The sequence below is a fragment of the Corynebacterium sp. HMSC08A12 genome (genome assembly GCF_001807485.1).
GTDB lineage: Bacteria > Actinomycetota > Actinomycetes > Mycobacteriales > Mycobacteriaceae > Corynebacterium > Corynebacterium evansiae.
Window position 1 is genome coordinate 150,096 of record NZ_KV789168.1, and the last position, 25,988, is coordinate 176,083.

Sequence of the window (25,988 nt, forward strand, 5' to 3'; positions counted from 1 at the left end):
CGGGGGTACTAGTCCACGTCGTTAAACAGTTCAGAGGTCACCGCGGAGTGTGTATCCGGCAGCCCCAGCTCCTCCGCGCGCTTGTCCGCCATAGACAGCAGGCGGCGGATGCGGCCCGCCACCGCGTCCTTCGTCATCGGCGGTTCCGCCAGGCGGCCGAGCTCCTCCAAGGAAGCCTCCTTGTGCTCCACGCGCAGCTGGCCGGCCTGAGCCAGGTGCTGAGGCACGTCGTTCTCCAGGATCTCCAGGGCGCGCTCTACGCGGGCCGCGGCGGCCACGGCGGCACGCGCGCTGCGGCGCAGGTTGGCGTCGTCGAAGTTGGCCAGTCGGTTGGCCTTCGCCCGATTCTCCCGGGTACGGCGCTGCTTCTCCCAAACCTCGCGGGTCTCCTGGGCGCCCATCAACATCAGCAGCCGTCCGATGGAATCGCCGTCGCGGATGACCACGCGATTGACTCCCCGAGCCTCCTTCGTCTTGGCCGTCACGTCGATGCGGCGGGCGGTTCCCACCAGCGCCAGTGCGGCTTCGTTGGAGGGCGTCTGTACCTCCAGCGCCGAGGAGCGCCCCGGGTCGGTGATGTAGCCGTGAGCCAGGAAGGCGCCGCGCCAGGCCGCCACGCACTGTTCCGAGGTACCGCCGATGATGAAGCGCGGCAGGCCGCGAACGGGCCGGCCCACGCGGTCGATCAGTTCGGTGCGGCGGGCCAGCTCCATGCCGCCCTCGGTCCAGCGCAGAACGTGGCGCGGTCGGCGGCGTAGGTTGCCGGCGCCGATGATCTGGTGCTCCGGCTCGATCTTGTACAGCTGCTCGACCATGTCGGTCAGGCGCCGGGCGGTCTCTGCCGAGTCGACCTCGGATTCCACCACGATCTTCTTGCCCACCAGGTGCAGGGCGGCCGTGTAGCGCAGCAGGCTGGCGACCTCGGCGGTCATCTCGTCGTGGCGGGTCACCAGAACTCGGTTTAGCTCTGCCTTCACATCGGCCGTCAGTGCCACGGGCTTCCTTTCTTGTGTCTCTTGTCCCGATTGGTCGTATGCAATCAGTGCTCAAAGCATCTGATTATAGCCGGGAAAACTATTCCCGCTCGGGCAGGTCCTTCACGCCCCCTGATACCTCGCGCAACACGGCCGCCAGCTTCTGCGGGTTGTGTCGGTCGGTCCAGCGCCCCCGGTTGTCGTCCTCTCGCACGTCGCGGTAGATGACTTTGGCGCCGAGTGCCGCTGCGGCTCTATCGATATGACGCCGAGTGCTGGCCACTGGCATCGTTGACAGATCGACGATGACAACGTCAATCTGCAGGCTTGGGCAGTGCTGCCGCACCATGTGGATATGGTGCTCCAAGGACATGCCTGCGGTCTCCCCCGGTTCCGGGACCAGGTTGAGCACCAGCGCCTTGACGGCCTTCGTCTGGTTCAGCGCGTCCACGATCTCCGGCACCAGCAGGTGCGGGATGACGCTAGAGAACCAGGATCCCGGACCCATGGAAACCAGGTCGGCGTTCAGGATCGCCTCCACGGCCTCCTTCGATGCCGGCGGGTTTTCCGGGTACAGCTTCACGCGGCGCACCTCGCCGAGGGTGGAGGCAACGGCCACCTGGCCACGGACGGCCACGACCTCGCGGGGATCCTCTTCGAGCCCCAGCACTTCTGCCTCGAGATCCAGCGGCTCGTTGCTCATGGGGATCACGCGCCCCTCGATGCCCAGCAGGCGCCCGATCTCGTCGAGGGCTTCCATTTCGCTGCCCATCACCTGCGCCAGGCCTGTGATAAGGAAGTTGCCGAGCGCGTGGCCCTTCAGCGCGCCGGAGCCACCGAAGCGGTGCTGGAGGACTTCCTCCCACATGCGACCGCGCTCGTTGTCCCTGGTCAAAGCCGCCAGCGCCATGCGCAGATCGCCCGGCGGAAGCGATCCCAGCTCGCGGCGGATGCGGCCGGAAGAGCCGCCGTCGTCGGCAACTGTCACGATGGCGGAAACATAGTCGGCGATGGTGCGCGCCGAACGCAGCGTGTTAAACAGCCCGTGCCCGCCGCCGAGGCAGGCGATGTTCGCAATGGGCTTGCCGGGCTTCTCGGAAGTACTCATGGTTGGTCTCCAGCCCCTTTCCTAACGTTCCAGGTCCCGGTGGGACAGGTTCACCAGCACGCCGTCGTCGGCCAGACGGCGGGTCAGCTCCTCGACAATTGCCACGCTGCGGTGGTGGCCACCCGTGCAGCCGATGGCCACGGAGACGAAGAACTTGCCCTCTTTGCGGTAGCCCGGCAGCACAGAATGGATGAGCCCGACGATGTGGTCGAGGAACGTTTGCGCGCCTGGCTGAGACAGCACAAAGTCGGAGACGGGGGCGTCAATACCTCTAAAGGGCCGCAGCTCCGGATCCCAATAAGGGTTCGGCAAAAAGCGAGCATCCAGCAACAAGTCGATGTCCTTCGGCGGACCGTGCTTAAAGCCGAAGCTCTGGACGTTGATGCGCACGCTCGAGTGGTCGGCGGCGGCGAAGAACTTCTCCAGCTCGCGGCGCAGATCGTGGATGCTGCGGTTGGTCGTGTCCAACACAATGTCGGCGCGCTCGCGGATGCTGGTCAGCATCTCGCGCTCCCGGTCGATGCCGTCCTGCAGCGTGCCCTTCTGCTGCAGCGGGTGGGTGCGGCGAACCGCGTCGAAGCGGGCGATCAGCGCCTCGTCGGTGGCATCCAGGTACAGCACCGTTGGGCGCCGACCCCCGGTGTGCAGGTCGTGCAGCACGCTGGTCAGGTTGCCGGCGAAGTCGCGGGAGCGCACGTCGGTGACGATCGCCAGTTTCTCGATCGGCGAATCCTCAGAGAAACTGAGCTCGACCATGCGCACAATGAGCTCGGGCGGGAGGTTGTCTGCGACGTACCACCCGAGCTCCTCCAGGGCTGCGGCAGTGGCTCGACGCCCCGCCCCAGACATGCCCGTAATAAGGATCAAACTGGGCTCTTGCTGCGTTGATGCGCTCATGTCCCCGATCCTACCCAGCATTCAGCGCGTCGTGAATGAGTTGCGCCAACTTGGGGCCAAAGCCCGGCAGCGCGGCAATGTCCTCCACGCTGGCTTCCTTGACCCTCGCCACCGAGCCAAACTCCTTGACCAGCTGCTTGCGGCGCTTCGGTCCCAGCCCTGGAATATCGTCCAGTTTGCTGCGGCGCATGCGGGCGCTGCGCTGCTGGCGGTGGAACGTGATGGCGAAGCGGTGCGCCTCGTCGCGCAGGTTCTGCACCAGGTATAGCGCGGGAGAGTTGCGGGGCACGATGATCGGATACTCCTCCCCCGGCACCCAGATCTCTTCCAGGCGCTTGGCGATGCCCACCAGGGTGACGTCGTTCACGCCTAACTCGTCGAGCACCTCCTGGGCGGCGTTTACCTGCGGCAGGCCGCCGTCCACGATGAATAGCTGCGGCGGGTAGGCGAACTTGCGCTTCTCGGCTGCTGGGTCTGTGCCTTCCGGGGCGCTGTCTTCCAGCTCCGTCTCACCTTCCAGCAGATCGCCCGCATCATCGCCCGCGGGCACCGCGGACTTATCCTGCTGATAGCGCTTGAAGCGGCGGCGCACGACTTCCGCGATGCTGGCGACGTCGTCGGAGTGCCCATCGCCCGCCGCGTCGCGGATCTTGTACCGGCGGTAGTCGGCCTTCTTTGGCAGGCCGTCCTCGAAGACCACCAGGCTGGCCACCACGTCGGTGCCCTGGATGTGCGAGATGTCGGTGCACTCGATGCGCAGCGGGGATTCGTCCATCCACAGCGCCTCCTGCAGCTCCTTGAGCGCCGCCGAGCGAGCCGTGATGTCACCCGCACGCTTCAACTTGTGCTGCGCCAGGGCCTGCGTGGCGTTGGTCTCCGCGGTGGTCATCAGCGCCTTCTTGTCGCCGCGCTGCGGCACGCGGATCTGCACGTTGGAGCCGCGCAGGCTCGTCAGCCACACCGCTAGGTCCTCGGAATCCTCCGGCATCGCGTGAACCAGGATCTCGCGGGGCACGGGCGTGACCTGAACGTCGCCCACCAGGTCGCCCAGGTCCTGTGCGGCGGCCGGGTTGATGGCGCGCGCCAGGTCCCGGTCCACCTCCGGGCCGGAGGCGCCGCCCACCTGGGTTTCCGTCGCCTTCGCCAGCTCCGCCGTCTCGCCGTAGAACTGGGTGATGAAGTCCGCGACCAGTTTCTCCTCGCTCAAGTCCTCGCGCTCGACCACCCAGCCGCGCTGGCCGTGAATGCGGCCGCCGCGGACGTGGAAAATCTGCACCGCGGCCTCTAGCTCGTCGGCCACGAAGGCGATGAGGTCGGCATCCGTGTTGTCGGAGAACACCACCGCCTGCCGCTCCATGGATTTCTGCATGGCCTGTAGCTGGTCGCGCAAGGATGCGGCGCGTTCAAAGTCCAGGTTTTCGCTGGCCTGTTCCATCTCCTTGCGCACCCTGCGCAGCACGGGTTCCGTGTTGCCCGCCAGGAAGCTGGAGAACTGATCCACCAGCGCGCGGTGACCCTCCGGGGTGATCTTGTCCACGCAAGGGGCACTGCAGCGATCGATGTAGCCCAGTAGGCAGGGTCTTCCCAATGCTTCGTGACGCCTATACACCCCAGCCGAGCACGTTCTGATCGGAAACACGCGCGTCAGCGACTCGAGGGTCTCCCGGATCGCCCACGCCTTGGGGTATGGACCGAAGTAACGCACGCCCTTGCGCCGGGGCCCGCGGTACATGAATGCGCGCGGGATCTGCTCCTTCACGCTGATCGCCAGCATGGGATAGGTCTTGTCATCCCGATACATCACGTTGAACCGGGGGTTGAAGCGCTTGATCCAGGTGTACTCCAGGTTCAGGGCCTCGAGCTCGCTGGAGACCACCGTCCACTGCACGTGGTTGGCGGACTGCACCATCGCGCGGGTGCGCGGGTGCAGCTGGTCGAGGTCCTGGAAGTAGTTAGACAGCCGGGCGCGTAGGTTCTTGGCCTTGCCGACATAAATGACGCGCTCGTGGGCGTCCCGAAAGGTATAAACCCCCGGGTCGGTGGGGATGCTGCCGGGCTCGGGGCGGTAGGAAACGCTAGTCATCGAAAGGCATGTAGCGGTCCTCCAGCTGGCGGAAGTCCTCTACACGCTGGGCGATCAGCTGCTTGTCGTAAATGTTCAGCGCCATCATCGGCACGAACTCGAAGTCGGGCAGTTCCAGGCGCGCCCACTTGGCCTCCTGCGGGAAGGACAGCCCGTGGATGATCTCCCACGGGTAGAACTGTCCGTTCACGATGTTGCGCACCTCCACGCCCTCACTGTTCACCTTGACGTGCGGGCGGAGCAGGGAGAGCGCCACGAAGGAGAAGACCAGGCCGATGCCGATGAACCCCCATTGGTCGGCCTTCGTCACCGTCACACCGGTATCTCCCACGGCCACGACGATGGCCATGAAGATGTGCACCGCCATGATCAGCACGACCAGGATCCACGCCAGCTTCTTCAAGAAGGGCGAGGATACTTCCAGCTCCCAATTCTCCTTATCGCTCACGGCAATCCACCCTACTCTGTTCGGGGTGGTAGCCCCTAAACGCCACGCTCGATCTGGCGTAGCACCAGCGCGGTGTGGATCGCGGCGACCGCTGCGTCGCGCCCCTTGTCCTCTTTCGCATCGACGCCACCCGCACGGTCCACCGCCTGCTCATGGGTATCGACGGTCAGCACGCCGTTGCCGACGGGCGTGCCCGAGTCCATGCCCGCGCGCGTCAGACCGTAGGTGACCGCATCGCAGACCACGCGGAAGTGCTCGGTCTCCCCCTGGATTACGCAGCCGTTCGCCACTACGGCGTCAAAACGCTTGCATGCCGCGGCGACGGCAACCGGCAGCTCCAGTGCCCCGGCGACCCGCCACTCCGAGACCTGCGCGCCGGCTTCCTTGGCGGCGGCGATCGAGTGCTCGTGCAGCTGGTCGGTGATGTCGGCGTTCCAGGATGCGCTGATGACGGCCACGGTCATGCCATAGGCAGAACCGGCCTTGAGCTGGACGTCGGCGACTCCGTTGTGTGCCACGGTTGCGGGGCTCCTTCTTTCTTTTAGTGGGTTCTAGTCCAGGGTATCGAGTTGGTGGCCCATGCGGTCGCGTTTCGTGCGCAGGTACACCACATTGTCCTCGTTGGCGTTCAGCTCCACCGGGATGCGCTTGGTCACGTTCACGCCGTGGCTGGCCAGGTCGTGGATCTTGTCCGGGTTGTTGGAGATCAGTGCGACCGACTGAACCTGCAGGTCCTTGAGGATCTGCGCGGCGGCGCTGTACTCGCGGGCATCCACCGGAAGTCCCTGCTCCAGGTTTGCGTCGACGGTATCGAGACCCTCGTCCTGCAGCACGTAGGCGCGTAGCTTCGGCAGCAGGCCGATGCCCCGGCCCTCGTGGCCACGCAGGTAGATGACCACACCCCGACCCTTGGCCTCGATGTAGTCCAGGGCGGCGGAAAGCTGGTCCCCGCAGTCGCAGCGGCGGGAACCGAAGACGTCGCCGGTCAGGCACTCGGAGTGTACGCGCACCGGAACCGGCTCCTCGTTAGCGGTGCTGCCAGTGCTGCCGGCGCTCACATCGCCCTTGACCAGAGCCACGTGCTCCGTGCCGTCGATGATGTTGACGTAGCCGATGGCCCGGAAGTTGCCGTGGACGGTCGGCAGGCGGGTTTCCACGGCGCGCTCGAGGGTCTGGGTGTGGTGGCGGCGCCAGTCCTGCAGCTGCTCGATGCTGATCAGGGCCAGGTCGTGCTCGTCGGCGAAGCGGCGCAGCTCCGGCAGGCGGGCCATGGTCGTGGGATCTTCCTCAGAGACGATCTCGCACAGTGCGCCGGCGGGCGCCAGGTTCGCCGCGCGGGCCAGGTCCACCGCTGCTTCCGTGTGCCCCTGTCGCACGAGCACGCCTCCGCGCTTTGCACGCAGCGGCACCACGTGGCCGGGGCGGTTAAAGGTGGCGACGGTGGACTTGGGATCAGCCAGCAGACGCACGGTGCGGGCGCGGTCGGTGGCGCTGATGCCGGTATCCACGCCCTCGGCGGCGTCCACAGTCACGGTGTAGGCCGTGCCGCGCACATCCTCGTTGCGGGCCACCATCGGCGGCAGACCCAGACGGTCGCAGTCGGCGCTATCCATACCCACGCACACATAGCCGGAGCTGTGGCGCACCATGAAGGCCATCAGCTCCGGGGTGGCCAGCTCCGCGGCGAAGATGAGGTCGCCCTCGTTCTCCCGGTCCTCGTCGTCGACGACCACCACGGCCTTGCCCGCCGCGATGTCGGCGATGGCGCGCTCTACGGAATCCAGTTTGATGTCTTGGGGTTCGCTAGTTTCGCTCGTGCTCATTGGTGCCCTTTATGCCTTTTACTGATTATCCTGCGCGCCGTGCTGTGCCAGCCGCTCGACGTACTTCGCCAGTACGTCGCATTCCACATTCACCGTATCGCCCGGGTTCAGATCGCCCAGCATCGTGTCCGCCAGGGTGGTCGGGATCAGGGAGACCTCGAACCACGCCTCGGTCGAGCCAGTGCCGCCTGCTTCGGCTACCTCCGCCACCTCGGCAGCCGTTAGCGACGTGCCGTTGATCGCCACGGATCCCTTCTTGGCCACGTAGCGGGCCAATTGGGGATCCTCCAGCTGGAAGCGGAACACCTCCCAGTGCTCCGAGGGGCGGCGCTGCTGCAAGGTCGCGGTGCCGTCCACGTGCCCCTGCACGATGTGTCCGTCGAAGCGTTGGCCGCTGGCCATGGCGCGTTCCACGTTCACCCGGTCGCCGACGGAAACGCTGCCCAGCGCGCTGTATTCCAGCGTCACCTGCATCACATCGGCAGTGAATTCCTCGGGCGAAAGCTCGGCCACGGTCAGGCACACGCCGTTGATGGCGATGGAATCGCCGCGCTTGGCGTCCTCCAGCACACCCGGCGCCGTGAAGCGCATCCTTAAAGAATCCCCGGCTTCTTCGATCGCGGCTACCCGCCCGACCTCCTCGATGATCCCGGTGAACATACGCGCTCCTTAAATTTTGTGTATGTGATTACATACACATTATCCCACTGTGGGTTGATCCCAGTATCAGGGGGTGCGCCCGGGCGCGGTGAGCGTCCAGCGCAGGTCTTGGCCGAAAACCTGCAGCTCACGCGGGACGAAGCGGCGGATGTCCCCGATCGTTTGGCCGAGGCGGTTCTCGCTATCGCTTAGTGACGCCACCCCCGCCCCCAATACCGCCGGGGCCGCGTAGTACTGAACCTCGTCCACCACGTCGGCTTTCATGAAGGCTGCGGCTACTTGAGCTCCGCCTTCCACCAGCAGGGTGCGTACCTCGCGCTTCCAGAGCTCCGCCAGCACTTCGTGCACGTCGCGGGTCTGCAGGTGGAGGGCGCGCCCGGGCGTGGCGAACACCGCCGCGTCCGCGGTAATGTCGCTGGTGCCCATGATGACTCGCAGCGGCTGCAACTCCTCGGCGAAGGGCTGGCCGTCGGCATCGCGGGCGGTCAGCCGCGGGTTATCCGCCGCAATGGTTCCGGTGCCCACCAGGATCGCGTCGCGGCGGGTTCTATCCTCGTGCACCGCCACGCGCGCTGGCTCGCCGGTGATCCACTGGCTGCTTCCATCCACGGCTGCCACCCGTCCATCCAGCGTGGAGGCCATCTTCAGGCACACGTGCGGGCGCTGCCGGGCCTCGGAAATCAGCCAGGGCTCCACGCTGTACATCGCCGACCACGCGGGCAGCTTTGCTTCGTCGCTGGCCGTCGGATGCGGCAAATAGGGGCCGTGAACCTCCACGCCCGCGGCGCGGAGCGTGGCGGCGCCACCTTCGGCGGTGGGGTTTGGGTCCGCGAAGAGGAAATCCACCCGCCGGATACCAGCGCGGATAAGCGCCTCTGCACACGGGCCGGTACGGCCGGTGTGGTTGCAGGGCTCCAGGGTGACGATCGCCCTGCCGCCCCGGACCTTCTCCCCGGCCTGACGCAGGGCGACGACCTCCGCATGCGCGCCGCCGGGGGCCTGCGTGTACCCGCGCCCCACCACCTGCCCGGAGGAATCCTCGATCACCGCGCCGACCGGCGGGTTCGGGCTGGCTAGCTGGGCCGCTTGCCAGCCGAGACTGTGGGCGTCAGAAAAAAGAGAAAGATCCATAGAGCTACTTGGCGCTGGCGCGGATCTCATCGACCGCCGCGGCGGGGTCCGGCTTGCCAAACACGCTGGAACCAGCGACGAACACGTCCACGCCCGCTGCGGCGGACTCGGCGGCGGTCTCAGCCCCAATGCCACCGTCGATCTCGATGAGGGTATCCAGGCCGTCGGCATCGATTCGGCTGCGCAGCGCGCGGACCTTATCCAGCACCTCCGGCATGAACTTCTGGCCGCCGAAGCCGGGCTCCACGCTCATGACGAGCACGAGGTCGAAGCGATCCAGGTGGTCCAGCAGCGGTTCCACCGGGGTGTTGGGCTTGATGGAGATGCCCGCCATCGTGCCGTGACCGCGCAGCTTATCGGCCAGAGCGATGGCGGTATCGACGTCCGCAACGGCCTCCAAGTGGAAAGTCACGGACTGGAAGTCGTCGGCGTAGTCCTCCGCCCACTTCTCCGGGTTCTCGATCATCAGGTGGACGTCCAGGTGCTGGTCCGTGTGCGGCAGCAGGGACTTGGCCACGGGCAGGCCGAAGGAGAGGTTCGGGACGAAGTGATTGTCCATCACGTCGATGTGCAACCAGTCGGCGTTTGGCACGCGGGCAACCTCTTGGGCCAGATTGGCGAAGTCGGCGGCGAGGATGGACGGGGCGATCAGCGGGGTGCGGGAATCGGACATGGGTTGGGCTTCCTCACTCTTGGCTAGTGCTTGTGCTCGTGTTTGTGCTGGCGGGGCGCAGGGCGGCGAAGAACATCGCGTCCGTGCCGTGGATGTGTGGCCAGAGCTGCACGAACGGTGCGGTCTGGGCGGTGTTCGTCTCTGCCAGTTCGGGTAGAAACTCGGTGACATCCAGGATCTCCGCGCCCGTGCGGGCGGCGACGGAGCGGACGACCTCCGAGGTTTCCTTGGGGTGCGGCGAGCAGGTGGAGTAGATCACCACGCCGCCGGGGGCGGTGGCTGCAAGGCCGCTGACCAGCAGCTCTCGCTGCAGCGTGACCAGCGGGGCGATGTCCTGCGGATCCTTGGTCCAGCGGGCCTCCGGGCGGCGGCGCAGCGCGCCCAGTCCGGAGCACGGCGCGTCGATGAGCACGCGCGCAAAGCCGCCCTCCGGGGCATTCAGGCCGCCGATGGCCTCCAGCTTCCGGCCGTCGCCGACGTGCACGCGCACGGGCAGGTCGCGGGTCGTCTGCTCAATCAGCTTGGCGCGGTGGTCTGCGATCTCGATTGCATCCACGGTGGCCTGCTCCGACATGGCCACCGAGGCGATGAATGCGGTCTTGCCGCCGGGGCCGGCGCACAGGTCCAGCCAACGGGCGGGCAGGTTGTCGGCGACGGGAACGCGCGTGGTCGCCAGGCCGATCAGCTGGGAGCCTTCGTCCTGCACGCTGGCCATCCCCTCGCGTACAGGGGCGATTTCGCCGGGGGCGCCCTCGTCCAGGTACACCGCATAGGGAGAGAACTTGCCCTCCGTGCCGCCGGTGATCAGCGCCAGTTCCTCGCCGCTGATCTGTCCGGGGCGGGCGGCCAGGTGCACGATCGGGCGGGCGTCGTCGGCCGCCAGGGCGCCCTCGAGCTCGGCGCGGCCGGCATCAGTCGCGGGATCCACGCCCAGCGCTTCCGCGAAGACCTCGGCGATCCACTCGGGGTGCGCGTTGCGCAGAGCTAGGTCGGCCAGGCTGTCGCTGGGAGCTACGCGCTCGATCCACGTCTCCGGCTTCTTGCGCGTCAGCGCGCGCAGCACGCCATTGACGAACCCGGAGGCCTGGCCTGCTCCGAAGGCCTTCACCAACTCCACCGAGGTGTTCACCGCGGCGTGGTTTTCCACCCGCGTGCGCAGGATCTGGTAGGCGCCCAGCCTCAGAGCATCCAGGGCCACGGAGTCGATCTTCTCGATCTTGCGCCCGGCCGCGTCTTCGATGATCGCGTCGAGCAACCCCCGCGCCCGCAGCGTGCCATAGGTTAGCTCGGTCGCAAATGCGGCGTCACGACCCTTGATGCCCGCCTCCCGCAGCGCCTTAGGTAGCGCGAGGTTGCCGAAGGCACCGTCCACCGTTACATCGCGCAGCACGCAGAAAACCACGTCGCGCACCTTGTCGCCGGAGCCGCGCGACCTGCTCTTTCGCTGCTTGTGCTCGGGGCGGCGCTGCTGGTAGCCCGTCGCCTTCTTGCGCTGTCCCTCGCCGCTGCGGGCGGATTCGGAACGAGATCTGAAGCCTCCCATGGCCTTACTCCCCCGTTTCCCGCGCGCTGAACGTCGGGCGGCCAGCCAGCAGTTCTTGCTGCCCGCGCGCCCACGCCGCGGCTTCCATCATCTTCTTGCCCGGCGGCTGGATGCGGGTGATCTCTAGTGGGTCGGTGCCGGTGCCGACGAAAACCTTCTTTGGTGACGCCACCACTTCGCCGACGCCAAGCCCAGTGACCTCTTCTGTGCTACCGGGCAGCAGCATGCCGATCTTGTATCGCTGGCCGTCCAGCAAAGTCCACGCACCGGGTGCCGGGGTGTGGGCGCGGGCAACGCGCTGGATTACCTCGGCAGGTTGGGACCAGTCGATCTGCGCGTCCGAGGGGTGAATCTTCGGTGCGTGGGTGGCCTGCGCGTCGTCCTGCGGGGAAAGCTCGGCCGTGCCTTCGTCCATGGCGACGAGCGTATCGGCCAGCAGTTCGCGGCCGGCGTAGGTCAGGCTGGCCAGCAGGTCGTCGGCGGTGTCCTCTAGGCCGATCGTCCGTGTCAGCTGGGCGGCGACGGGGCCGGTGTCCAGGCCTTCCTCGATGCGGAAGATGGAGGCGCCGGTGGTCTCGTCGCCCGCCGCCAGGGCGGCCTGCACGGGCGCGGCGCCGCGCCAGCGTGGGAGCAGCGAGTAGTGCAGGTTCACCCAGCCGTGCTCAAAGACGTCGAGGATGTCCTTGGGGATCAGGTTTCCGTAGGCTACGACGGCGGATGCGGTTACCCCCTGCGCTGCGAGGTCGCTCAAAACGGCCCGGGCCTCGTCACCAGATTCAGTTCCGGCCTTGAGGCTCGGCCACTTGTAGGTCGGGATGGCGGCCTCCTCAGCGACCTCCGCGACCTTCGATGGGCGCAGGCTACGGCCACGCCCCCGCTTGGCGTCCGGTTGGGTAACCACCGCAACGACCTCGATGCGCTCATCGGCGATGAGGTGCTCGAGGGCCACGGCGGCTGGCTCCGGGGTTCCGGCAAAGACGATCTTCACTGCTTAAACCACTCCGATTCGCGGATCTGCTTCATTGCCTCGCGGCGCTGCTCAGCCGAGAGGTGCTGAATGAACAGAACGCCGTCCAGGTGGTCGGCTTCGTGCTGCACGCATCGAGCCATAAGGTCCGTAACCTCGCGGTCCACCTGCTCGCCGTCGACGGTCACCCCGCGCAGGCGCACGCGCTGGGCGCGGGTGACGTCCCCGTGGACGTCGGGGATGGAAAGGCAGCCCTCGCCGCCGGTCTGGATCTCCTCGCCCACGGCCTCCCAGGTGGGGTTGATCACGTGGCCACGGTCGCCGTCGCAGTCGAAAACGAAGATGCGACGGGTGATGCCGATCTGGTTGGCGGCCAGGCCCACTCCCCCGTAGTGATCCATGGTCTCCAGCATGTCCTCGACCAGCCGCCGGGTTCCGGCATCCTGGATCTGTTCTGGCTTGACGGGGTCCGCCACGGTCTTGAGAACCGGGTCCCCGAAGTAGCGCATGTTAAGCACGGTCATGGTTACTAACCCTAACCGATGCGCACGGGATCCATGACAACCCGCAAGGCCTCCGGTTGGGCCGCCCGTGAGCCCCGATGGATGGTCCGCACCGATTGGGCGCTGCGCAGGGCCTGGCCAAGCGCAATCCGCTGCTCGGCGGGCACGCGCACCAGCAGCCGGCGCGCGGACTTTCTGGCCTGTGGATCGTGGGAATCGATGCCCGCGGGCAGGCGCACGCCGGGAGGCAGCTCCACTGGTCCCAGGGTCTCCGCACCTTCCGGTAACTCCCACGCCGCCTCGAGCGCTTCGATGGCAGAAGTGGTGCCGTCGATGGCGGCCACGCTAAAGGCAGGCGGGAAGGCGGCTTCGGCCCGGTGCGCCAGCTCCGCGCGCGCAGATCCGACGGGATCCCAGCGGATCAGTTGCTGAGCCGTCGGCAGGTTCGCTGCCCCGGCGAAGACCACCTTGCCGCCCTGGCTCCGTGGGGCGACGAGGGCGGCAGCCTCCATCCAGTGGCGCAGCGCAGTCTCCGCGGCACGGAGGTCCTGCCTTCCCAGCAGGATCCACGGATCCACCAGGATCGCCGCGCCGTACAGGCCGCCCTCGACGGTGGGTTCCGCCCCAGGCGTGGCCACGACGATGCTCTTGCGCAGCCGCACGCTATCCACCACGTGTTTGCCGCCGCTGGCGATGATCGGCACTCCGGGGAATGCCCGCCCCAGCTCCTCCACCGTCCGGTCGTGGCCGATTACGGACAGCCGTACGCTGTGGTTGCCGCAGGCGGAACAAGTAAATAGCCCGGCGGTCAGCCCGCACCAGCGGCAGCGCGGCGGGGCGGCCTCAGCACTCGTGGGCAACTCCAAAGGGCCGTTGCAGTGCCGGCAGCGGGCGGGCGTGCGGCATTTCGCACACGCCAGCGCGGGTGCGTATCCCCGCCGCGGAACCTGCACCAACGCGGGCACGCCGTTATCCACGCACTCGCGTAGCGCCTCGAAGCCCATGGAGGGGATGCGCGCCCCGGGCGCGTGGAGCTCCCGCTCTGTCGCGCTGTCGGTCTCCCCCATGCCGCGGATCCACGGCATGGCATCGTGCAGTACCTCCCGCGTGGGCAGCAGCGGATACACTAGCCCGCTATCCACCCACTGCTGCACCTCGGCCGAGCGGTGCACCCCGACGATCAGCAGCCCCGCTCCGGTGCGCTGCGCGTGCAACGCCAGCGCCTCCCGCGCGTGGATGTACGGGGCGCGCGGGTCCACCAGGTTGTCGTCGGCCTCGCCCACCAGCACCATCAGGCGGGGTGCGACGACGGGCAGCAGTGCCGCAGAGCGCGTGCCCACCACCACGCGCGCCTGGCCCGCGAGCACCGAAAGGTAGCGGCGATAGCGCGCATTCGGTCCCACCTGTGCCGTCAGTTCCATCACCTGTGCGGGGTTCATGTGCTCCTTCAACCCCGCCACCAGTCGATCCACCAGACGTTGGTTGGGAGCCACCACCAGCACGCTCCCCTGCGTATTCCAGGCCACGGCGGCGGTGATGGCCGCGATGAGGGTGGAGATGTCGCGGCCTGGGGGCGTCAATAAACAAGCACGCGCAGCCTTGCCCTCGACGAGCGCCGACAGGTACGCCGCGCCGTGAGTGTAGGGCGCCAAAGCCTCCTCGGCGGCGGCGTAAGAATCGGTGGCGGCCTGTTCGACAGACTGCAGCTTGGCTCCGAGGTCCTCCCAGGCCGCACCGTCGGCAAACAACCCCGCGTTTTCCGCCGAGGCGTGGCGGGAGGGCACGACGGAGCGCAGAATGTCCGAACGCACGCCAGCGTAGCGCTCGGCGAGCGTGTTCACGAGCTCCCACAGGGGCTTCGGTAGCACCTGGATGGGGCTGATCACGCGCTCCAGCTGGCGCAGCTCGCCGGGGTGGTCGCTTCGGCGGCGGCGCTCGATGACGAACGCATCGACCAACCGGCCGGAGAAACGAACGCGGACGCGCACACCCGGCTGGGCATGCGCGTCCATGTCTGCGGGCACCGCGTAGTCGAAAAGCCGGTCGAGGTGTGGCACGCCGAGCATCGGCAGTACGCGGGCGACGGGCTGGTCCACGGTGCTTTAAACCTACTGGGACTGCTGGGCGGCGGCGACGGCCTTCTGTAGCGCTTCCACGCGGTCGGTGCGCTCCCACGGCAAGTCCAGGTCGGTGCGGCCAAAGTGGCCGTAAGCACTGGTCTGGGCGTAGATCGGGCGCTTCAGGTCCAGCTCCTGCAGGATCGCGGCCGGGCGCAGGTCGAACACCTGGCGAACGGCATCCTGGATGGCCTCGACCGGTGCCTTCTCGGTGCCGAAGGTCTCCACGTACAGGCCCACCGGGGTCGCGCGGCCGATGGCGTAGGCCACCTGAACCTCGGCGCGGTCGGCCAGTCCGGCGGCGACGATGTTCTTGGCAACCCAGCGCATGGCGTAGGCGCCGGAGCGGTCCACCTTGCTCGGGTCCTTGCCGGAGAACGCGCCGCCACCGTGGCGAGCCATACCGCCATAGGTGTCGACGATGATCTTGCGGCCGGTCAGGCCGGCATCGCCCATCGGGCCGCCCAGCACGAAGGAGCCGGAGGGGTTCACCAGCAGCGTGTAGTCGGTGTCCGCCAGGTTGCCGCTGAGGCCCGCCTCGTCCAGTACGTACTGGACAACGTGGGTGCGGATCTGCTCGTGCAGCCACTCCTGCTCGATGCCTGCGTCGTGCTGTGTGGAGACCACGACGGTATCCAGACGCACCGGGGCGCCTTCCGCGTCGTAGGCGAAGGTCACCTGGGTCTTGCCGTCGGGGCGCAGGTGCGGGACGATGCCCTTCTTGCGCACCTCCGTCAGGCGGCGGGACAGGCGGTGTGCCAGCGCGATCGGCAGCGGCATGTACTCCGGGGTCTCGTTGGTGGCGTAGCCGAACATCAGGCCCTGGTCGCCGGCGCCGAGGCGGTCGATCTCGTCCAGCTCGGTGCCGCCTTCCGCGTCGTGCGAGCGGTGCTCGAGGGCGGTATCGACACCCTGGGCGATCTCCTGGGACTGCTCGCCGATGGCCACGCTAACACCACAGGTGGAGCCGTCGAAGCCCATGTCGGAGCTGTTGAAGCCGATCTCCAGCAGGGTCTTGCGCACCAGCGCGGGGATCTCTACGTAGGTGGTGGTGCGGATTTCGCCGACGACGTGCACCAGGCCGGTGGTCACGACGGTCTCAACGGCCACGCGCGCCTCGGGGTCCTTGGCAATCAGCGCGTCGAGGATCTTGTCGGAGATCGCGTCGCAGATCTTGTCGGGGTGCCCTTCGGTGACGGACTCGCTACTAAACAGGCGCAAAGACACGTGGATTTTCCTTTTATACGTTTGAATTACTGAAGACTTTTAAGTCGATGGACACATACTAGACTAAGCTGTCTGTATTTGTCACGTAGCTGCCTAGAGAGTCTCGCACACGGCCTTCCAGATAGCGGCAGCGACCCCGGTCTTGGGCCCTTGCGGCACCTCGGTGACCTCACCGTCCGGGCGCAGGATCCAGCCCGAGCTATCCGGCTGTCCGAAGACCTTGCCGTCGCCCACTGCGTTGCACATCAGCAGGTCGCAGCCCTTCTTCTCGAGCTTCTTGCGGGCGAAGTCGAGCGGGGTGCTGTTATCGTCGCCGGTTTCTGCCGCGAAGCCCACGATCTTTGTTGTGGACGCCACGTCTCCCTGCCTGCGCGCCTCAACCACGCCCGCGAGGATGTCCGGGTTCTCGGTCAGCTGAATGGTCGACAGGTCGGCCTCCGAGCCCTTCTTCATCTTTGAGCCTGCCACCTCTGCGGGACGGTAGTCGGCAACGGCCGCGGCCATGACCACGACGTCGGCGGTAGGCGCGTGCTCCATGACGGCCTGCTGCATCTCGCGGGCGGTCTTCACCCGCACTACCTCAGCGCCGATGGGAGTGGGCAGGTTCTCGGTCACACCCGCAACAAGGGTGACCTCGGCGCCGCGCTGGGCGGCAACCTCCGCTAGCGCGTAGCCCTGGCGGCCGGAGGATGCGTTGCCGAGGTAGCGAACGGGATCCAGGGGCTCGTGCGTACCACCGGCACTGATGACGACCTTCTTGCCCTCCAGGTCGCGGGTGAAGGCCTCGCGGTCTGCTAGGACGGTGAGCGCCAGCTCGCCGATCTGCTCCGGCTCCGGCAACCGCCCGGCGCCGGTATCTTTGCCCGTGAGCCGCCCGTGCGCGGGATCCAGCACCGTCAGGCCGTGGCGGCGCAGCGTGGCCACGTTGTCCACGGTCGCCGGGTTCAGCCACATCTCGGTGTGCATCGCCGGAGCCAGCACCACGGGGCACGTGGCAACCAGGCAGCTAGCTGTAAGCAGATCGTCGGCACGCCCATGGGCGATCCGGGCCATCAGGTCTGCAGTGGCCGGGGCCACGACGATGAGATCGGCCTCCTGCCCCAGGCGGACGTGCTGCACCTCGTCCACGGCGTCAAAAACATCGGTGGCCACCGGCTGGCCCGAGAGAGCCTCGAAGGTGGCGGCACCCACGAAGTTCAGCGCAGAGCGGGTGGGGATCACCCGCACCTGGTGGCCGCGCTCGGTGAAGTAGCGAACCAAGTGGGCGGCCTTATACGCAGCAATGCCGCCCCCTACGCCGATGACGACGCGGAGCGGCTTGGTGTTCAATTCAGCTGATGCAACGTTCACAACGAATCAGCCTAGCTGGTTTAACCCTCGGTGTGTTCCAACAGATCCCGGTTAATCTCGCGCAGGGCGATGGACAGCGGCTTCTCGTGGACGTCTGGGGTCACCAGAGGCCCGACGAACTCGAAGACGCCCTCGTCGACCGTCTGGAAGTAGTCGTTGATCTGACGTGCGCGCTTGGCAGCGAAGATGACCAAGGCGTACTTAGAGGAGACCTTCGTCAGCAGCTCGTCGATCGGTGGATTGGTGATGCCAACAGGAGGATCGAACACGCTATCGTTCGCATTCACGTCCTGGTTTTCCACGGTATTCACCTTTTCTTTGGTGGGTTGTTTGATTATTTATTTAGTTCTTCAAAGCGTGGGACTGAAAGAGTGCGCCGCTGGAGCTTCTGTGCCTGCCGTGTCCTAAGCGTCCAATTAGCGAAGGATCTCGCTGATGGCCGCCACTGCCCGATCCACGTCGTCGTTCACAACCACGTGATCAAACTCGGACTGCGAGGCCATCTCGACCTTCGCGGTCTGCAGGCGGCGCTCTATGACGTCCTGCGTCTCGGTTCCGCGACCGGTCAGACGGTCAACCAGCACCTCCCACGACGGCGGAGCCAGGAAGACGGTCTGCACCTGGGGCAGCATCTTCTTGACGTTGCGCGCGCCCTCGAGGTCTACCTCGACGAGTACCGGACGGGATTCAGCCAGCGCCTTTTCGATGGGTTCGCGCGGCGTGCCGGAAAGCTGTAGGCCTCCGTGGATCTCCGCCCATTCGAGCATCTTGTCTGCCGCAATGTTCTGTTCGAACTGTTCGCGGGTGACGTAGATGTAGTCCTCGCCATCGACTTCGCCAGGTCGCGGGTCGCGGGTCGTCATGGACACACTGAAAAACAGGTTCGGAACGTCTGTGCGTAGGCGCCGCACGACGGTGGACTTACCCACCGCAGAAGGGCCCGCCAGTACGACGATCCGTCCGCTATTCAGGTCCTGGCTCAAGACTATTCCTCGAAACCGAAGTGCTCCAGCAGGGCGCGGCGCTGACGGTCGCCCAGGCCGCGGATGCGACGGGTCTCAGCGATCTCCAGCTGCTCCATGATCTCCTTGGCCTTCACCTTGCCAACCTTCGGCAGGGAAACCAGCAGGGCGGAAACCTTCATCTTGCCCAGGGTCTCGTCGGTCTCGGCGTCCTTCAGGACCTGCTTCAGGTCGGTGCCGCCACGCTTCAGCTTCTCGCGCAGTTCTGCGCGTGCCTTGCGTGCCTCGGCTGCCTTCTTCAGCGCTGCTGCGCGCTGCTCATCGGTCAACTGGGGAAGTGCCACGGGTGCCTCCGTTAAATTTTTCTCGTCTTAAAGGATGGAAAGTTTTTCTGGTCCATAACCAGCATGCTGTAGAGACCAAACGGTATTCCAAGCAACGCTGGATATTAAATCCTCTCGGTGGAAAATGCCAAGCTGACACACCGAGATTCATTTTTCGGATTCATGTTCTCGACTACTGTACACGCTTCGCCCGAACCGCCTATATGTGCAGGCGTGGCGCCACGCGACCAGGTTTCAAACAATGAGTAACAGTGTAACACCTGAATCCATGAAGAACAGCAAAAGCCCCTGCTAGAGCCGTAGAGTTGCCGCCTGCTCGGCCACTGCGTTTCGCAGATCCGCAACCACAGGCCCTGCGCGCAGTACGCCGCGGGAAACGTTGGGCGATACTAGTGACGCCGTCTGGTCTCCCCCGGCGATACGTCGCACATCGTCCATGGTGCCTCCCTGGGCGCCGACTCCCGGCATCAGAACCATGCCGCCCACCTCGTCCAAGCGCGGCGGCTCCGCCAGAGTCGCGCCGACTACTACGCCGAGGTTGCCAGCCCCAGGATGCTGGGAGTTTTCCGCGGCCACGCGGTCCACAATGTACTGGGCCAAGTTCGTGTCTGTGCCGTCGAAGTAGGAGCGTTGCAGACCCCGCGCCTCCGGGTTAGATGTGGCGGCCAGGACGATCACACCTCTGCCGTGCTGCTCACCCAAGTCGATAACAGGGCGCAGGGAGTCGAAGCCCAACCACGGGGATACGGTCACAGCGTCGCTGCACAGCGGAGATTCCGGATCCAACCACGCCCGTGCGTACCCGGCCATGGTCGAGCCAATGTCGCCCCGTTTGGCGTCGGCAATAACCAACACTCCGGCCTTCCGCAGCTCCGCGATCGATCGCTCCAGCACGGTCAAGCCGGCCGAGCCGAACTGCTCGTAGAAGGCCACCTGGGGCTTGACCACACAGGCGACGTCCGCGAAGGCCTCCACGCAGGTCTTGCTGAAGGCCTCCAGTCCGGCCACGTCGGCCTTTAAGCCCCAGTCCTCCAGGATGCCCACGTGCGGATCCATGCCCACACAGAGCTGCCCGTGGTCCTGGGAACGCTCCAGGAACCGCTCGCCGAAGGTTGGGCGGCCTACCGAACTCGCACTCGCGGTCACGAGTGATCGACCTCCTGAATGGCGCGCACGGTCGGCTCGGCGCCCTGCAGAGCTTCGATGCCCTGCACGGCTGCAACGGCGCCCTGGACGGTGGTCACGCACGGCACACCCATGTTCACCGCAGCGGAGCGGATGTCGTAGCCATCGTGACGAGCCCCGGCGGAGCCAGCCGGCGTGTTCAGGATCAGGTCGACGTCGCCGTCCTTGATCCAGTCGCCCACGGTGCGCAGTGGCTCGCCGTTGGTATCAACCAGCGGGGTGTTCTCCGCGGCGGCGCGGCGCTCGTCGGAAATCTTTGCCACAACCTCGCACTCCACGCCGTTGCGGCGCAGCATGGCGGCGGTGCCCTGGGTGGCCAGGATCTTAAAGCCCAGCGAGTACAGGCGCTGGATAGGCAGGATCAAAGTGCGCTTATCGCGGTTGGCTACTGAGACGAAGACGGTGCCCTCGGTCGGCAGGTCGCCGGTGGCTTCCTGGGACTTTGCGAAGGCGGTGCCGAAGTCGTCGTCCAGGCCCATGACCTCACCGGTGGACTTCATCTCCGGGCTCAGCAGGGAGTCCAGCACGTGGCCCTCCGGGCTGCGGAAGCGGTTGAAGGGCATAACGGCCTCCTTCACAGCGATCGGGTGGCCCTGCGGCAGGGAGCCGCCGTCGCGGTCGTGCGGCAGGATGCCCTCCTCGATCAAGTCCGGGATGCTGGTGCCCAGCATGATGCGCGCGGCGGCCTTGGACAGCTGCACGCCCGTGGCCTTAGAGACGAAGGGCACGGTACGGGAGGCGCGCGGGTTGGCCTCGATGACGTAGAGGATGTCGTCCTTCAGTGCGAACTGAACATTCATCAGACCCTTCACGCCGATGCCGTGAGCCAGCTTGGCGGTGGCCTTGCGCACCTTGTCGATGTCCTCCGCGCCCAGGGTCATCGGCGGGATCGCACAGGCGGAGTCGCCGGAGTGGATGCCGGCCTCCTCGATGTGCTCCATCACGCCGGCCAGGTACACGTGCTCGCCGTCGCACAGTGCATCCACGTCGATCTCGATTGCGGAGTCCAGGAAGCGGTCCACCAGAACCGGGTGGTCGTTGGTGATCTCAGTGGCGCGCTGGATGTAGTTGGACAGGCTCTCGTCGTCGTAGACGATCTCCATGCCACGTCCGCCCAGCACGTAGGACGGGCGAACCAGCACCGGGAAGCCGATGCGGGCGGCCACGTCGTGTGCCTCCTCGACGCTGGTGGCGGTGCCGAACTCCGGCGCCGGCAGGGCGGCCTGCTCCAGCACCTTGCCGAATTCGCCACGATCCTCGGCCAGGTTGATGGCCTCCGGGGAGGTGCCAACAACCGGCACGCCAGCGTCCGCCAGACGCTGCGCCAGACCCAGCGGAGTCTGGCCACCCAGCTGCACGATCACGCCTGCGATCTCGCCGGACTCGGCTTCTGCGTGGTAGACCTCCATGACGTCCTCGAAGGTCAGCGGCTCGAAGTACAGGCGGTCGGCGGTGTCGTAGTCCGTGGAGACGGTCTCCGGGTTGCAGTTGACCATGACGGTCTCATAGCCCACGCGAGACAGCTCCAGGGCGGCGTGCACGCAGGAGTAGTCGAACTCGATGCCCTGGCCAATGCGGTTCGGGCCGGAGCCCAGGATCAGCACCTTCTTCTTGTCCGGCTGCGGGGCAACCTCGGACTCGGCGGCCGGATCCAGCTCGTAGGAGCTGTAGTGGTACGGGGTCTTCGCCTCGAACTCGGCAGCGCAGGTGTCCACGGTCTTGAAGACCGGGCGGATGCCCTGGGCCCAGCGCAGAGCGCGCACGCCGTCCTCGCCCGCCAGCTCCGGACGCAGCGCTGCAATCTGCTTATCCGACAGACCCATGTACTTCGCCTCGCGGAGAAGGTCGACGTCCAAGACTGGGGCGTCAATAAGACGGCTGCGGAACTCCACCAGACCGGCGAGCTCGTGCAGGAACCAGGGGTCAATGCCGGAGGCCGCGTAGACCTCCTCGACGGTGGCGCCGAGGCGCAGGGCCAGCTCCACGTCGTACATGCGGCCCTCGGTCGGGCGCTTCAGGTCCTCCAGCACGGCCTGCTTGTCGGTGGCGCGTTCGCCGGCGAACTCCTCGTCCGGGACCGTCCAGAAGCCGGCCTGCTTGGTTTCCAGGGAACGCATGACTTTGTTCAGGCCCGTGATGTAGTTGCGGCCGACGGCCATGGCCTCGCCGACGGACTTCATGGTGGTGGTCAGCGTGTCGTCGGCACCGGGGAACTTCTCGAAGGCAAAACGCGGGGCCTTGACGATCACGTAGTCCAGGGTCGGCTCGAAGGCTGCTGGAGTGACCTCGGTGATGTCGTTGCGGACCTCGTCCAAGGTGTAGCCGATGGCCAGCTTGGCGGCCAGCTTCGCGATCGGGAAGCCGGTGGCCTTGGAGGCTAGGGCCGAAGAACGGGACACGCGCGGGTTCATCTCGATGGTGATGATGCGCCCGTCCTTCGGGTTCACGGCGAACTGGATGTTACAGCCGCCGGTATCCACGCCGACTTCGCGCAGGATGGCGATGCCCTGGTCGCGCATCACCTGGTACTCGCGGTCGGTCAGGGTCATGCTCGGGGCGACGGTCATGGAGTCGCCGGTGTGCACGCCCAGCGCGTCCACGTTCTCAATGGAGCAGACGATCACGACGTTATCCTTGCCGTCGCGCATCAGCTCTAGCTCGAACTCCTTCCAACCGAGGATGGACTCCTCGATCAGAACGTTGGCCTCCGGGGAGGCAGCCAGGCCACCGCCGGCGATGCGCTCCAGGTCCTTCTCGTTGAAGGCCAGGCCGGAACCCAGGCCACCCATGGTGAACGACGGGCGCACGACGACTGGCAGGCCCAGCTCGGCGACCGTCTCGTGAACCTCGTCCATGTTGTGGCACACGCGGGAGCGGGCGGAATCGCCGCCGATCTTCGCCACGATGTCCTTGAACTTCTGGCGGTCCTCACCGCGCTCGATGGCGTCGATGTCCGCGCCGATCAGCTCCACGCCGTACTTGTCGAGGATGCCCAGGCGATCCAGCTGGATCGCAGCGTTCAGCGCGGTCTGGCCGCCTAGAGTCGCCAGGACCGCGTCGACCTTGTGGCCGGCGGCCTGCTGCTCCTGGAAGATCTTCTCGATGTACTTCGGGGCGATCGGTTCGATGTAGGTGTTATCGGCAAACTCCGGGTCGGTCATGATGGTCGCCGGGTTGGAGTTGATCAGCGTAACGCGCAGGCCCTCTTCCTTCAGGACTCGGCAGGCCTGAGTACCGGAGTAGTCGAACTCGCAGGCCTGGCCGATGACGATCGGGCCGGAGCCGATGACGAGTACGTGGTTGATGTCTTCGCGACGTGGCATTGGTTTTCCCTTTAATTCGGTGTTACTAGCTTTTGCTTGGCTCTGTTGCTTTGCTCTGTTGCGTTAGCTGTTCTTCTCGAGATTCGCGAAGAACTTATCGAACAGCGGGTTTGCGTCGTGCGGGCCGGCTGCCGATTCCGGGTGGTATTGGACGGAGAATGCGCTGCCGTCCAGCAGTGCCACGCCCTCGACCACGTCGTCGTTCAGGCAGGTGTGCGTCACCTGCGCCTCGCCGAACGGGGTGTCGAACTTCTCCAGCGCCTTGCCCTTCAGGGCGAAGCCGTGGTTCTGCGCGGTGATGTCGATCCGGCCGGTCTGGTGATCCAGGACCGGCACGTTGGTGCCACGGTGGCCGAACTTCAGCTTGTAGGTCTCCATGCCCAGCGCACGGCCGAGCAGCTGGTTGCCGAAGCAGATGCCGAAGAAAGGAATCTTGGCCTCCAGGATCTTCCTCAGCTCCTCCACCGTCGCGTCGGCCGTCGCCGGGTCGCCCGGGCCGTTCGAGATGAACACGCCGGTGGCGTTGTACTCGGCCATCAGCTTCTGCACCTCCTCGAAGGTGGTGTTGGAAGGCACGACCACGCTGCGCACGCCGCGCTTGGAGAACTCGCGCGGGGTGTTCGTCTTAATACCCATGTCGTAGGCGATGACGGTGTGCTTGGTCTCCCCTTCCGGCTCCACCACGTACAGCTCGTCGGTGCTGACGTCGGCGGAAAGATCCGCACCCGCCATGGAGGGCTGGGCCTGCACCTGGCTGAGCATATCCTCGTCGGAGGTGAGGGCGTCACCGCTAAAAATGCCTGCCGCGACGGAGCCCTTGTCGCGCAGGTGGCGCACGATCGCACGGGTGTCGACGTTCTGGATGCCAATGATTCCCTGGGCTTCCATCTCGTCGGTCAGGCTGCGGTCGGCGCGCCAGTTGCTCACGGAGCGGGACAGGTCTCGGATAACCAGGCCGGCGACCCAGATCTTGTCGCCGCGGGACTCGGAATCCTCGTCGTTCCAACCCGTGTTGCCGATCTGCGGGGCCGTCGCCACCACGATCTGACGGTGGTAGGAGGGGTCGGTCATGGTCTCCTGGTAGCCGGTCATGGCGGTGGTGAACACCGCCTCGCCCAGGGTGCGGCCCGTCGCGCCGAATGCGCGGCCGCGGAAGATCTTTCCGTCGGCGAGAACCAGTGCTGCTGGCGTGTAGCTCATTGTGCTTGTTTCCTTAACTCTTAGCTGTTGTGTTTGGTTCTTTTTAGTGACGCCCACTCGTGGGTGCTTACTTCACCGCTGAGCCGTTCTTGCAGGTCACCTTGCCTCGCAACAGCGTGGTGGTCACCTTGACCGGCATTTCCATTCCCTCGTACGGGGTGTTGTTGGCCTTGGAGGCCATGTCCTTTCCGTGCGCCGTCCACTTCTGGTTCAGGTCCACCGCGCACAGGTTCGCCGGCTCCCCTACCGCGATCGGGCGTCCGTGGCCGGGCAGCTTGGTGATCTCCGCCGGGCGCTCGGACATGACCTTGGCGACGAAGCGCCAGTCCTCGTCGCCGTCGATGACGAAGATCTTGGCGATCAGCGCCAGCGAGGTCTCGATGCCCAGCATGCCGGGGCGTGCCTGGTCGAACTCGCAGCACTTGTCCTCGGAGCCGTGCGGGGCGTGGTCGGTGGCCACGCAGTCGACGGTGCCGTCGATCAGGGCGGCGCGTAGGGCCTCCACGTCGCGCTGCTCGCGCAGCGGCGGGTTCACGCGGTTCACGCCGTCGTAGGTCTCCAGCCGCGCGTCGGTGAGAAGCAGGTGGTGCGGGGTGACTTCCGCGGAGAGCGGAATGTCCTGATCCTTAGCCCAGCGCAGGAGCTCCACAGTTCCCTCGGTGGAGGCGTGGCAGATGTGCAGGCGGCCACCGTAGTCGCGGGCCATGATGGCATCGCGGGCGACGATGGATTCCTCGGCCACGCGCGGCCAGCCACCCAGCCCCAGGCGGGCGGCGGTCTCGCCCTCGTGGGCCACGGCGCCCTCCGTCAGGCGGGGCTCCTCACAGTGCTGAGCCAGCAGCACGTCCATGCCCTTGGAGTATTCGATGGCGCGGCGCATAAGGCGGGGGTCGTCGACGCACTTGCCGTCGTCGGAGAACATGCGCACCTTCGCATCGGAATCGGCCATCATGCCGAATTCCGTGAGCTCCTTGCCCTCCAGCCCCTTGGAGATCGAGCCGACCGGGTGCACGTCGCACAGGTTCGTGTTCTGGCCCTTGAACCACACCATCTCCGCGATGGCGGGGTTGTCGGTGACCGGTGCCGTGTTCGCCATGGTGAACACAGCCGTGAAGCCGCCCTGGGCGGCGGCCGCGGAGCCGGTGGCAATGGTCTCGGTATCCTCGCGGCCCGGCTCGCGCAGGTGAACGTGCATGTCCACCAGCCCCGGCAGCAGCACCTGGCCTTCCAGGTCCAGCACCTCCGCGCCCTGTGGAGCCGAGTCGGCCAGGTCAGCGCCGATCTCGGCGATCACGCCGTCCTGGATCAGCACGTCCTGTTTCTCCCCCTCGCCGTAGAGCAAAACGCCACGCAGCAGCACTGCGTTCTCGGCGCCGGTGGGGTGGCCCGCCAGCTCGCCGGTGGCCGGGTACTCGGAGGTCATCGTCAAAGCTCCTTTATCGAAAGTCTTCTTATCCGTCTGTGCCATGT

Annotated in this window: 23 protein-coding genes; all 23 read right to left on the reverse strand. The window is 66.2% G+C overall.

The genetic code is table 11. From position 1 onward, the window contains the following. Window positions 1-8: 8 nt before the first annotated feature. The 23 genes from whiA to HMPREF3166_RS02700 all read right to left on the reverse strand — a co-directional run bounded on the left by whiA (window position 9) and on the right by HMPREF3166_RS02700 (window position 25,986). Window positions 9-995 carry a DNA-binding protein WhiA gene (gene whiA, locus HMPREF3166_RS02590; protein WP_035003872.1) on the reverse strand — a complete coding sequence of 329 codons (987 nt, stop codon included), beginning with the start codon at window positions 993-995 and terminating at the stop codon, window positions 9-11. Between the two features lie 79 nt (window positions 996-1,074). Next, window positions 1,075-2,082, reverse strand: a complete 1,008-nt coding sequence (yvcK, locus tag HMPREF3166_RS10090; protein WP_035003868.1) for a gluconeogenesis factor YvcK family protein — start codon at window positions 2,080-2,082, stop codon at window positions 1,075-1,077. Window positions 2,083-2,103: 21 nt separating this feature from the next. After that, entirely contained in the window at window positions 2,104-2,979 is an 876-nt protein-coding gene (gene rapZ / locus HMPREF3166_RS10095) for an RNase adapter RapZ (RefSeq protein WP_070487514.1), read from the reverse strand. 10 nt (window positions 2,980-2,989) lie between these two features. Beyond that, window positions 2,990-5,062: an excinuclease ABC subunit UvrC gene (gene uvrC, locus HMPREF3166_RS02605; RefSeq protein ID WP_070487516.1), complete on the reverse strand. Its 2,073-nt coding sequence runs from the start codon at window positions 5,060-5,062 to the stop codon at window positions 2,990-2,992. After that, window positions 5,055-5,510, reverse strand: a complete 456-nt coding sequence (locus HMPREF3166_RS02610; RefSeq protein ID WP_011273578.1) for a PH domain-containing protein — start codon at window positions 5,508-5,510, stop codon at window positions 5,055-5,057. Before HMPREF3166_RS02610 ends, uvrC begins: the two co-directional genes overlap by 8 nt. A 35-nt stretch (window positions 5,511-5,545) precedes the next feature. Next, the gene (gene ribH / locus HMPREF3166_RS02615; RefSeq protein WP_080561529.1) at window positions 5,546-5,974 is read right to left on the reverse strand and encodes a 6,7-dimethyl-8-ribityllumazine synthase; all 429 of its coding nucleotides are present in this window, start codon (window positions 5,972-5,974) and stop codon (window positions 5,546-5,548) included. A gap of 87 nt (window positions 5,975-6,061) precedes the next feature. Further along, on the reverse strand, window positions 6,062-7,333 hold the full coding sequence (locus HMPREF3166_RS02620; protein ID WP_070487518.1) for a bifunctional 3,4-dihydroxy-2-butanone-4-phosphate synthase/GTP cyclohydrolase II: 1,272 nt from the start codon (window positions 7,331-7,333) through the stop codon (window positions 6,062-6,064). An 18-nt stretch (window positions 7,334-7,351) separates the two neighbouring features. Then, window positions 7,352-7,993, reverse strand: coding sequence for a riboflavin synthase (locus HMPREF3166_RS02625; protein WP_070487520.1), 642 nt, complete (start codon window positions 7,991-7,993; stop codon window positions 7,352-7,354). Between the two features lie 66 nt (window positions 7,994-8,059). Further along, on the reverse strand, window positions 8,060-9,124 hold the full coding sequence (ribD, locus tag HMPREF3166_RS02630; RefSeq protein WP_070487522.1) for a bifunctional diaminohydroxyphosphoribosylaminopyrimidine deaminase/5-amino-6-(5-phosphoribosylamino)uracil reductase RibD: 1,065 nt from the start codon (window positions 9,122-9,124) through the stop codon (window positions 8,060-8,062). A gap of 4 nt (window positions 9,125-9,128) precedes the next feature. Then, window positions 9,129-9,797, reverse strand: a complete 669-nt coding sequence (gene rpe / locus HMPREF3166_RS02635) for a ribulose-phosphate 3-epimerase (protein WP_070487524.1) — start codon at window positions 9,795-9,797, stop codon at window positions 9,129-9,131. Between the two features lie 13 nt (window positions 9,798-9,810). Next, window positions 9,811-11,340 (reverse strand): RsmB/NOP family class I SAM-dependent RNA methyltransferase, encoded by a 1,530-nt coding sequence (locus HMPREF3166_RS02640; protein WP_070487526.1) that lies wholly within the window; start codon window positions 11,338-11,340, stop codon window positions 9,811-9,813. 4 nt (window positions 11,341-11,344) lie between these two features. After that, window positions 11,345-12,328 (reverse strand): methionyl-tRNA formyltransferase, encoded by a 984-nt coding sequence (fmt, locus tag HMPREF3166_RS02645; RefSeq protein WP_070487528.1) that lies wholly within the window; start codon window positions 12,326-12,328, stop codon window positions 11,345-11,347. Continuing rightward, entirely contained in the window at window positions 12,325-12,831 is a 507-nt protein-coding gene (def, locus tag HMPREF3166_RS02650) for a peptide deformylase (RefSeq protein WP_070487529.1), read from the reverse strand. The genes fmt and def overlap by 4 nt, the downstream gene beginning before the upstream one ends. An 11-nt stretch (window positions 12,832-12,842) precedes the next feature. After that, complete coding sequence (locus HMPREF3166_RS02655; protein ID WP_070487531.1) at window positions 12,843-14,906, reverse strand: primosomal protein N'; 2,064 nt, start codon at window positions 14,904-14,906, stop codon at window positions 12,843-12,845. A gap of 12 nt (window positions 14,907-14,918) precedes the next feature. Continuing rightward, a complete protein-coding gene (metK, locus tag HMPREF3166_RS02660; protein WP_070487533.1) occupies window positions 14,919-16,154 on the reverse strand; it encodes a methionine adenosyltransferase in 1,236 nt (411 codons plus the stop codon). 93 nt (window positions 16,155-16,247) lie between these two features. After that, entirely contained in the window at window positions 16,248-17,504 is a 1,257-nt protein-coding gene (coaBC, locus tag HMPREF3166_RS02665) for a bifunctional phosphopantothenoylcysteine decarboxylase/phosphopantothenate--cysteine ligase CoaBC (RefSeq protein WP_070487534.1), read from the reverse strand. A 20-nt stretch (window positions 17,505-17,524) separates the two neighbouring features. Next, complete coding sequence (rpoZ, locus tag HMPREF3166_RS02670) at window positions 17,525-17,806, reverse strand: DNA-directed RNA polymerase subunit omega (protein ID WP_034988049.1); 282 nt, start codon at window positions 17,804-17,806, stop codon at window positions 17,525-17,527. Window positions 17,807-17,920: 114 nt separating this feature from the next. Beyond that, window positions 17,921-18,487, reverse strand: coding sequence for a guanylate kinase (gmk, locus tag HMPREF3166_RS02675; protein ID WP_070487536.1), 567 nt, complete (start codon window positions 18,485-18,487; stop codon window positions 17,921-17,923). Between the two features lie 2 nt (window positions 18,488-18,489). Beyond that, a complete protein-coding gene (gene mihF / locus HMPREF3166_RS02680) occupies window positions 18,490-18,810 on the reverse strand; it encodes an integration host factor, actinobacterial type (protein ID WP_005294871.1) in 321 nt (106 codons plus the stop codon). A gap of 291 nt (window positions 18,811-19,101) precedes the next feature. Then, window positions 19,102-19,956, reverse strand: coding sequence for an orotidine-5'-phosphate decarboxylase (pyrF, locus tag HMPREF3166_RS02685; protein ID WP_035003847.1), 855 nt, complete (start codon window positions 19,954-19,956; stop codon window positions 19,102-19,104). Beyond that, on the reverse strand, window positions 19,953-23,318 hold the full coding sequence (gene carB / locus HMPREF3166_RS02690) for a carbamoyl-phosphate synthase large subunit (protein WP_070487538.1): 3,366 nt from the start codon (window positions 23,316-23,318) through the stop codon (window positions 19,953-19,955). The genes pyrF and carB overlap by 4 nt, the downstream gene beginning before the upstream one ends. Before the next feature lie 63 nt (window positions 23,319-23,381). After that, window positions 23,382-24,518, reverse strand: coding sequence for a glutamine-hydrolyzing carbamoyl-phosphate synthase small subunit (carA, locus tag HMPREF3166_RS02695; protein ID WP_070487540.1), 1,137 nt, complete (start codon window positions 24,516-24,518; stop codon window positions 23,382-23,384). Between the two features lie 67 nt (window positions 24,519-24,585). Further along, window positions 24,586-25,986, reverse strand: coding sequence for a dihydroorotase (locus HMPREF3166_RS02700; RefSeq protein WP_371327254.1), 1,401 nt, complete (start codon window positions 25,984-25,986; stop codon window positions 24,586-24,588). Window positions 25,987-25,988: the final 2 nt, after the last annotated feature.

Bases quoted from the DNA above. Each gene is read 5' to 3' on its own strand.
- yvcK (WP_035003868.1), bottom strand. From the start codon at position 2,082: ATGAGTACTTCCGAGAAGCCCGGCAAGCCCATTGCGAACATCGCCTGC.
- rapZ (WP_070487514.1), bottom strand. From the start codon at position 2,979: ATGAGCGCATCAACGCAGCAAGAGCCCAGTTTGATCCTTATTACGGGC.
- uvrC (WP_070487516.1), bottom strand. From the start codon at position 5,062: ATGACTAGCGTTTCCTACCGCCCCGAGCCCGGCAGCATCCCCACCGAC.
- ribH (WP_080561529.1), bottom strand. From the start codon at position 5,974: ATGACCGTGGCCGTCATCAGCGCATCCTGGAACGCCGACATCACCGAC.
- HMPREF3166_RS02620 (WP_070487518.1), bottom strand. From the start codon at position 7,333: ATGAGCACGAGCGAAACTAGCGAACCCCAAGACATCAAACTGGATTCC.
- HMPREF3166_RS02625 (WP_070487520.1), bottom strand. From the start codon at position 7,993: ATGTTCACCGGGATCATCGAGGAGGTCGGGCGGGTAGCCGCGATCGAA.
- ribD (WP_070487522.1), bottom strand. From the start codon at position 9,124: ATGGATCTTTCTCTTTTTTCTGACGCCCACAGTCTCGGCTGGCAAGCG.
- rpe (WP_070487524.1), bottom strand. From the start codon at position 9,797: ATGTCCGATTCCCGCACCCCGCTGATCGCCCCGTCCATCCTCGCCGCC.
- HMPREF3166_RS02640 (WP_070487526.1), bottom strand. From the start codon at position 11,340: ATGGGAGGCTTCAGATCTCGTTCCGAATCCGCCCGCAGCGGCGAGGGA.
- def (WP_070487529.1), bottom strand. From the start codon at position 12,831: ATGACCGTGCTTAACATGCGCTACTTCGGGGACCCGGTTCTCAAGACC.
- carB (WP_070487538.1), bottom strand. From the start codon at position 23,318: ATGCCACGTCGCGAAGACATCAACCACGTACTCGTCATCGGCTCCGGC.
- carA (WP_070487540.1), bottom strand. From the start codon at position 24,518: ATGAGCTACACGCCAGCAGCACTGGTTCTCGCCGACGGAAAGATCTTC.
- HMPREF3166_RS02700 (WP_371327254.1), bottom strand. From the start codon at position 25,986: ATGGCACAGACGGATAAGAAGACTTTCGATAAAGGAGCTTTGACGATG.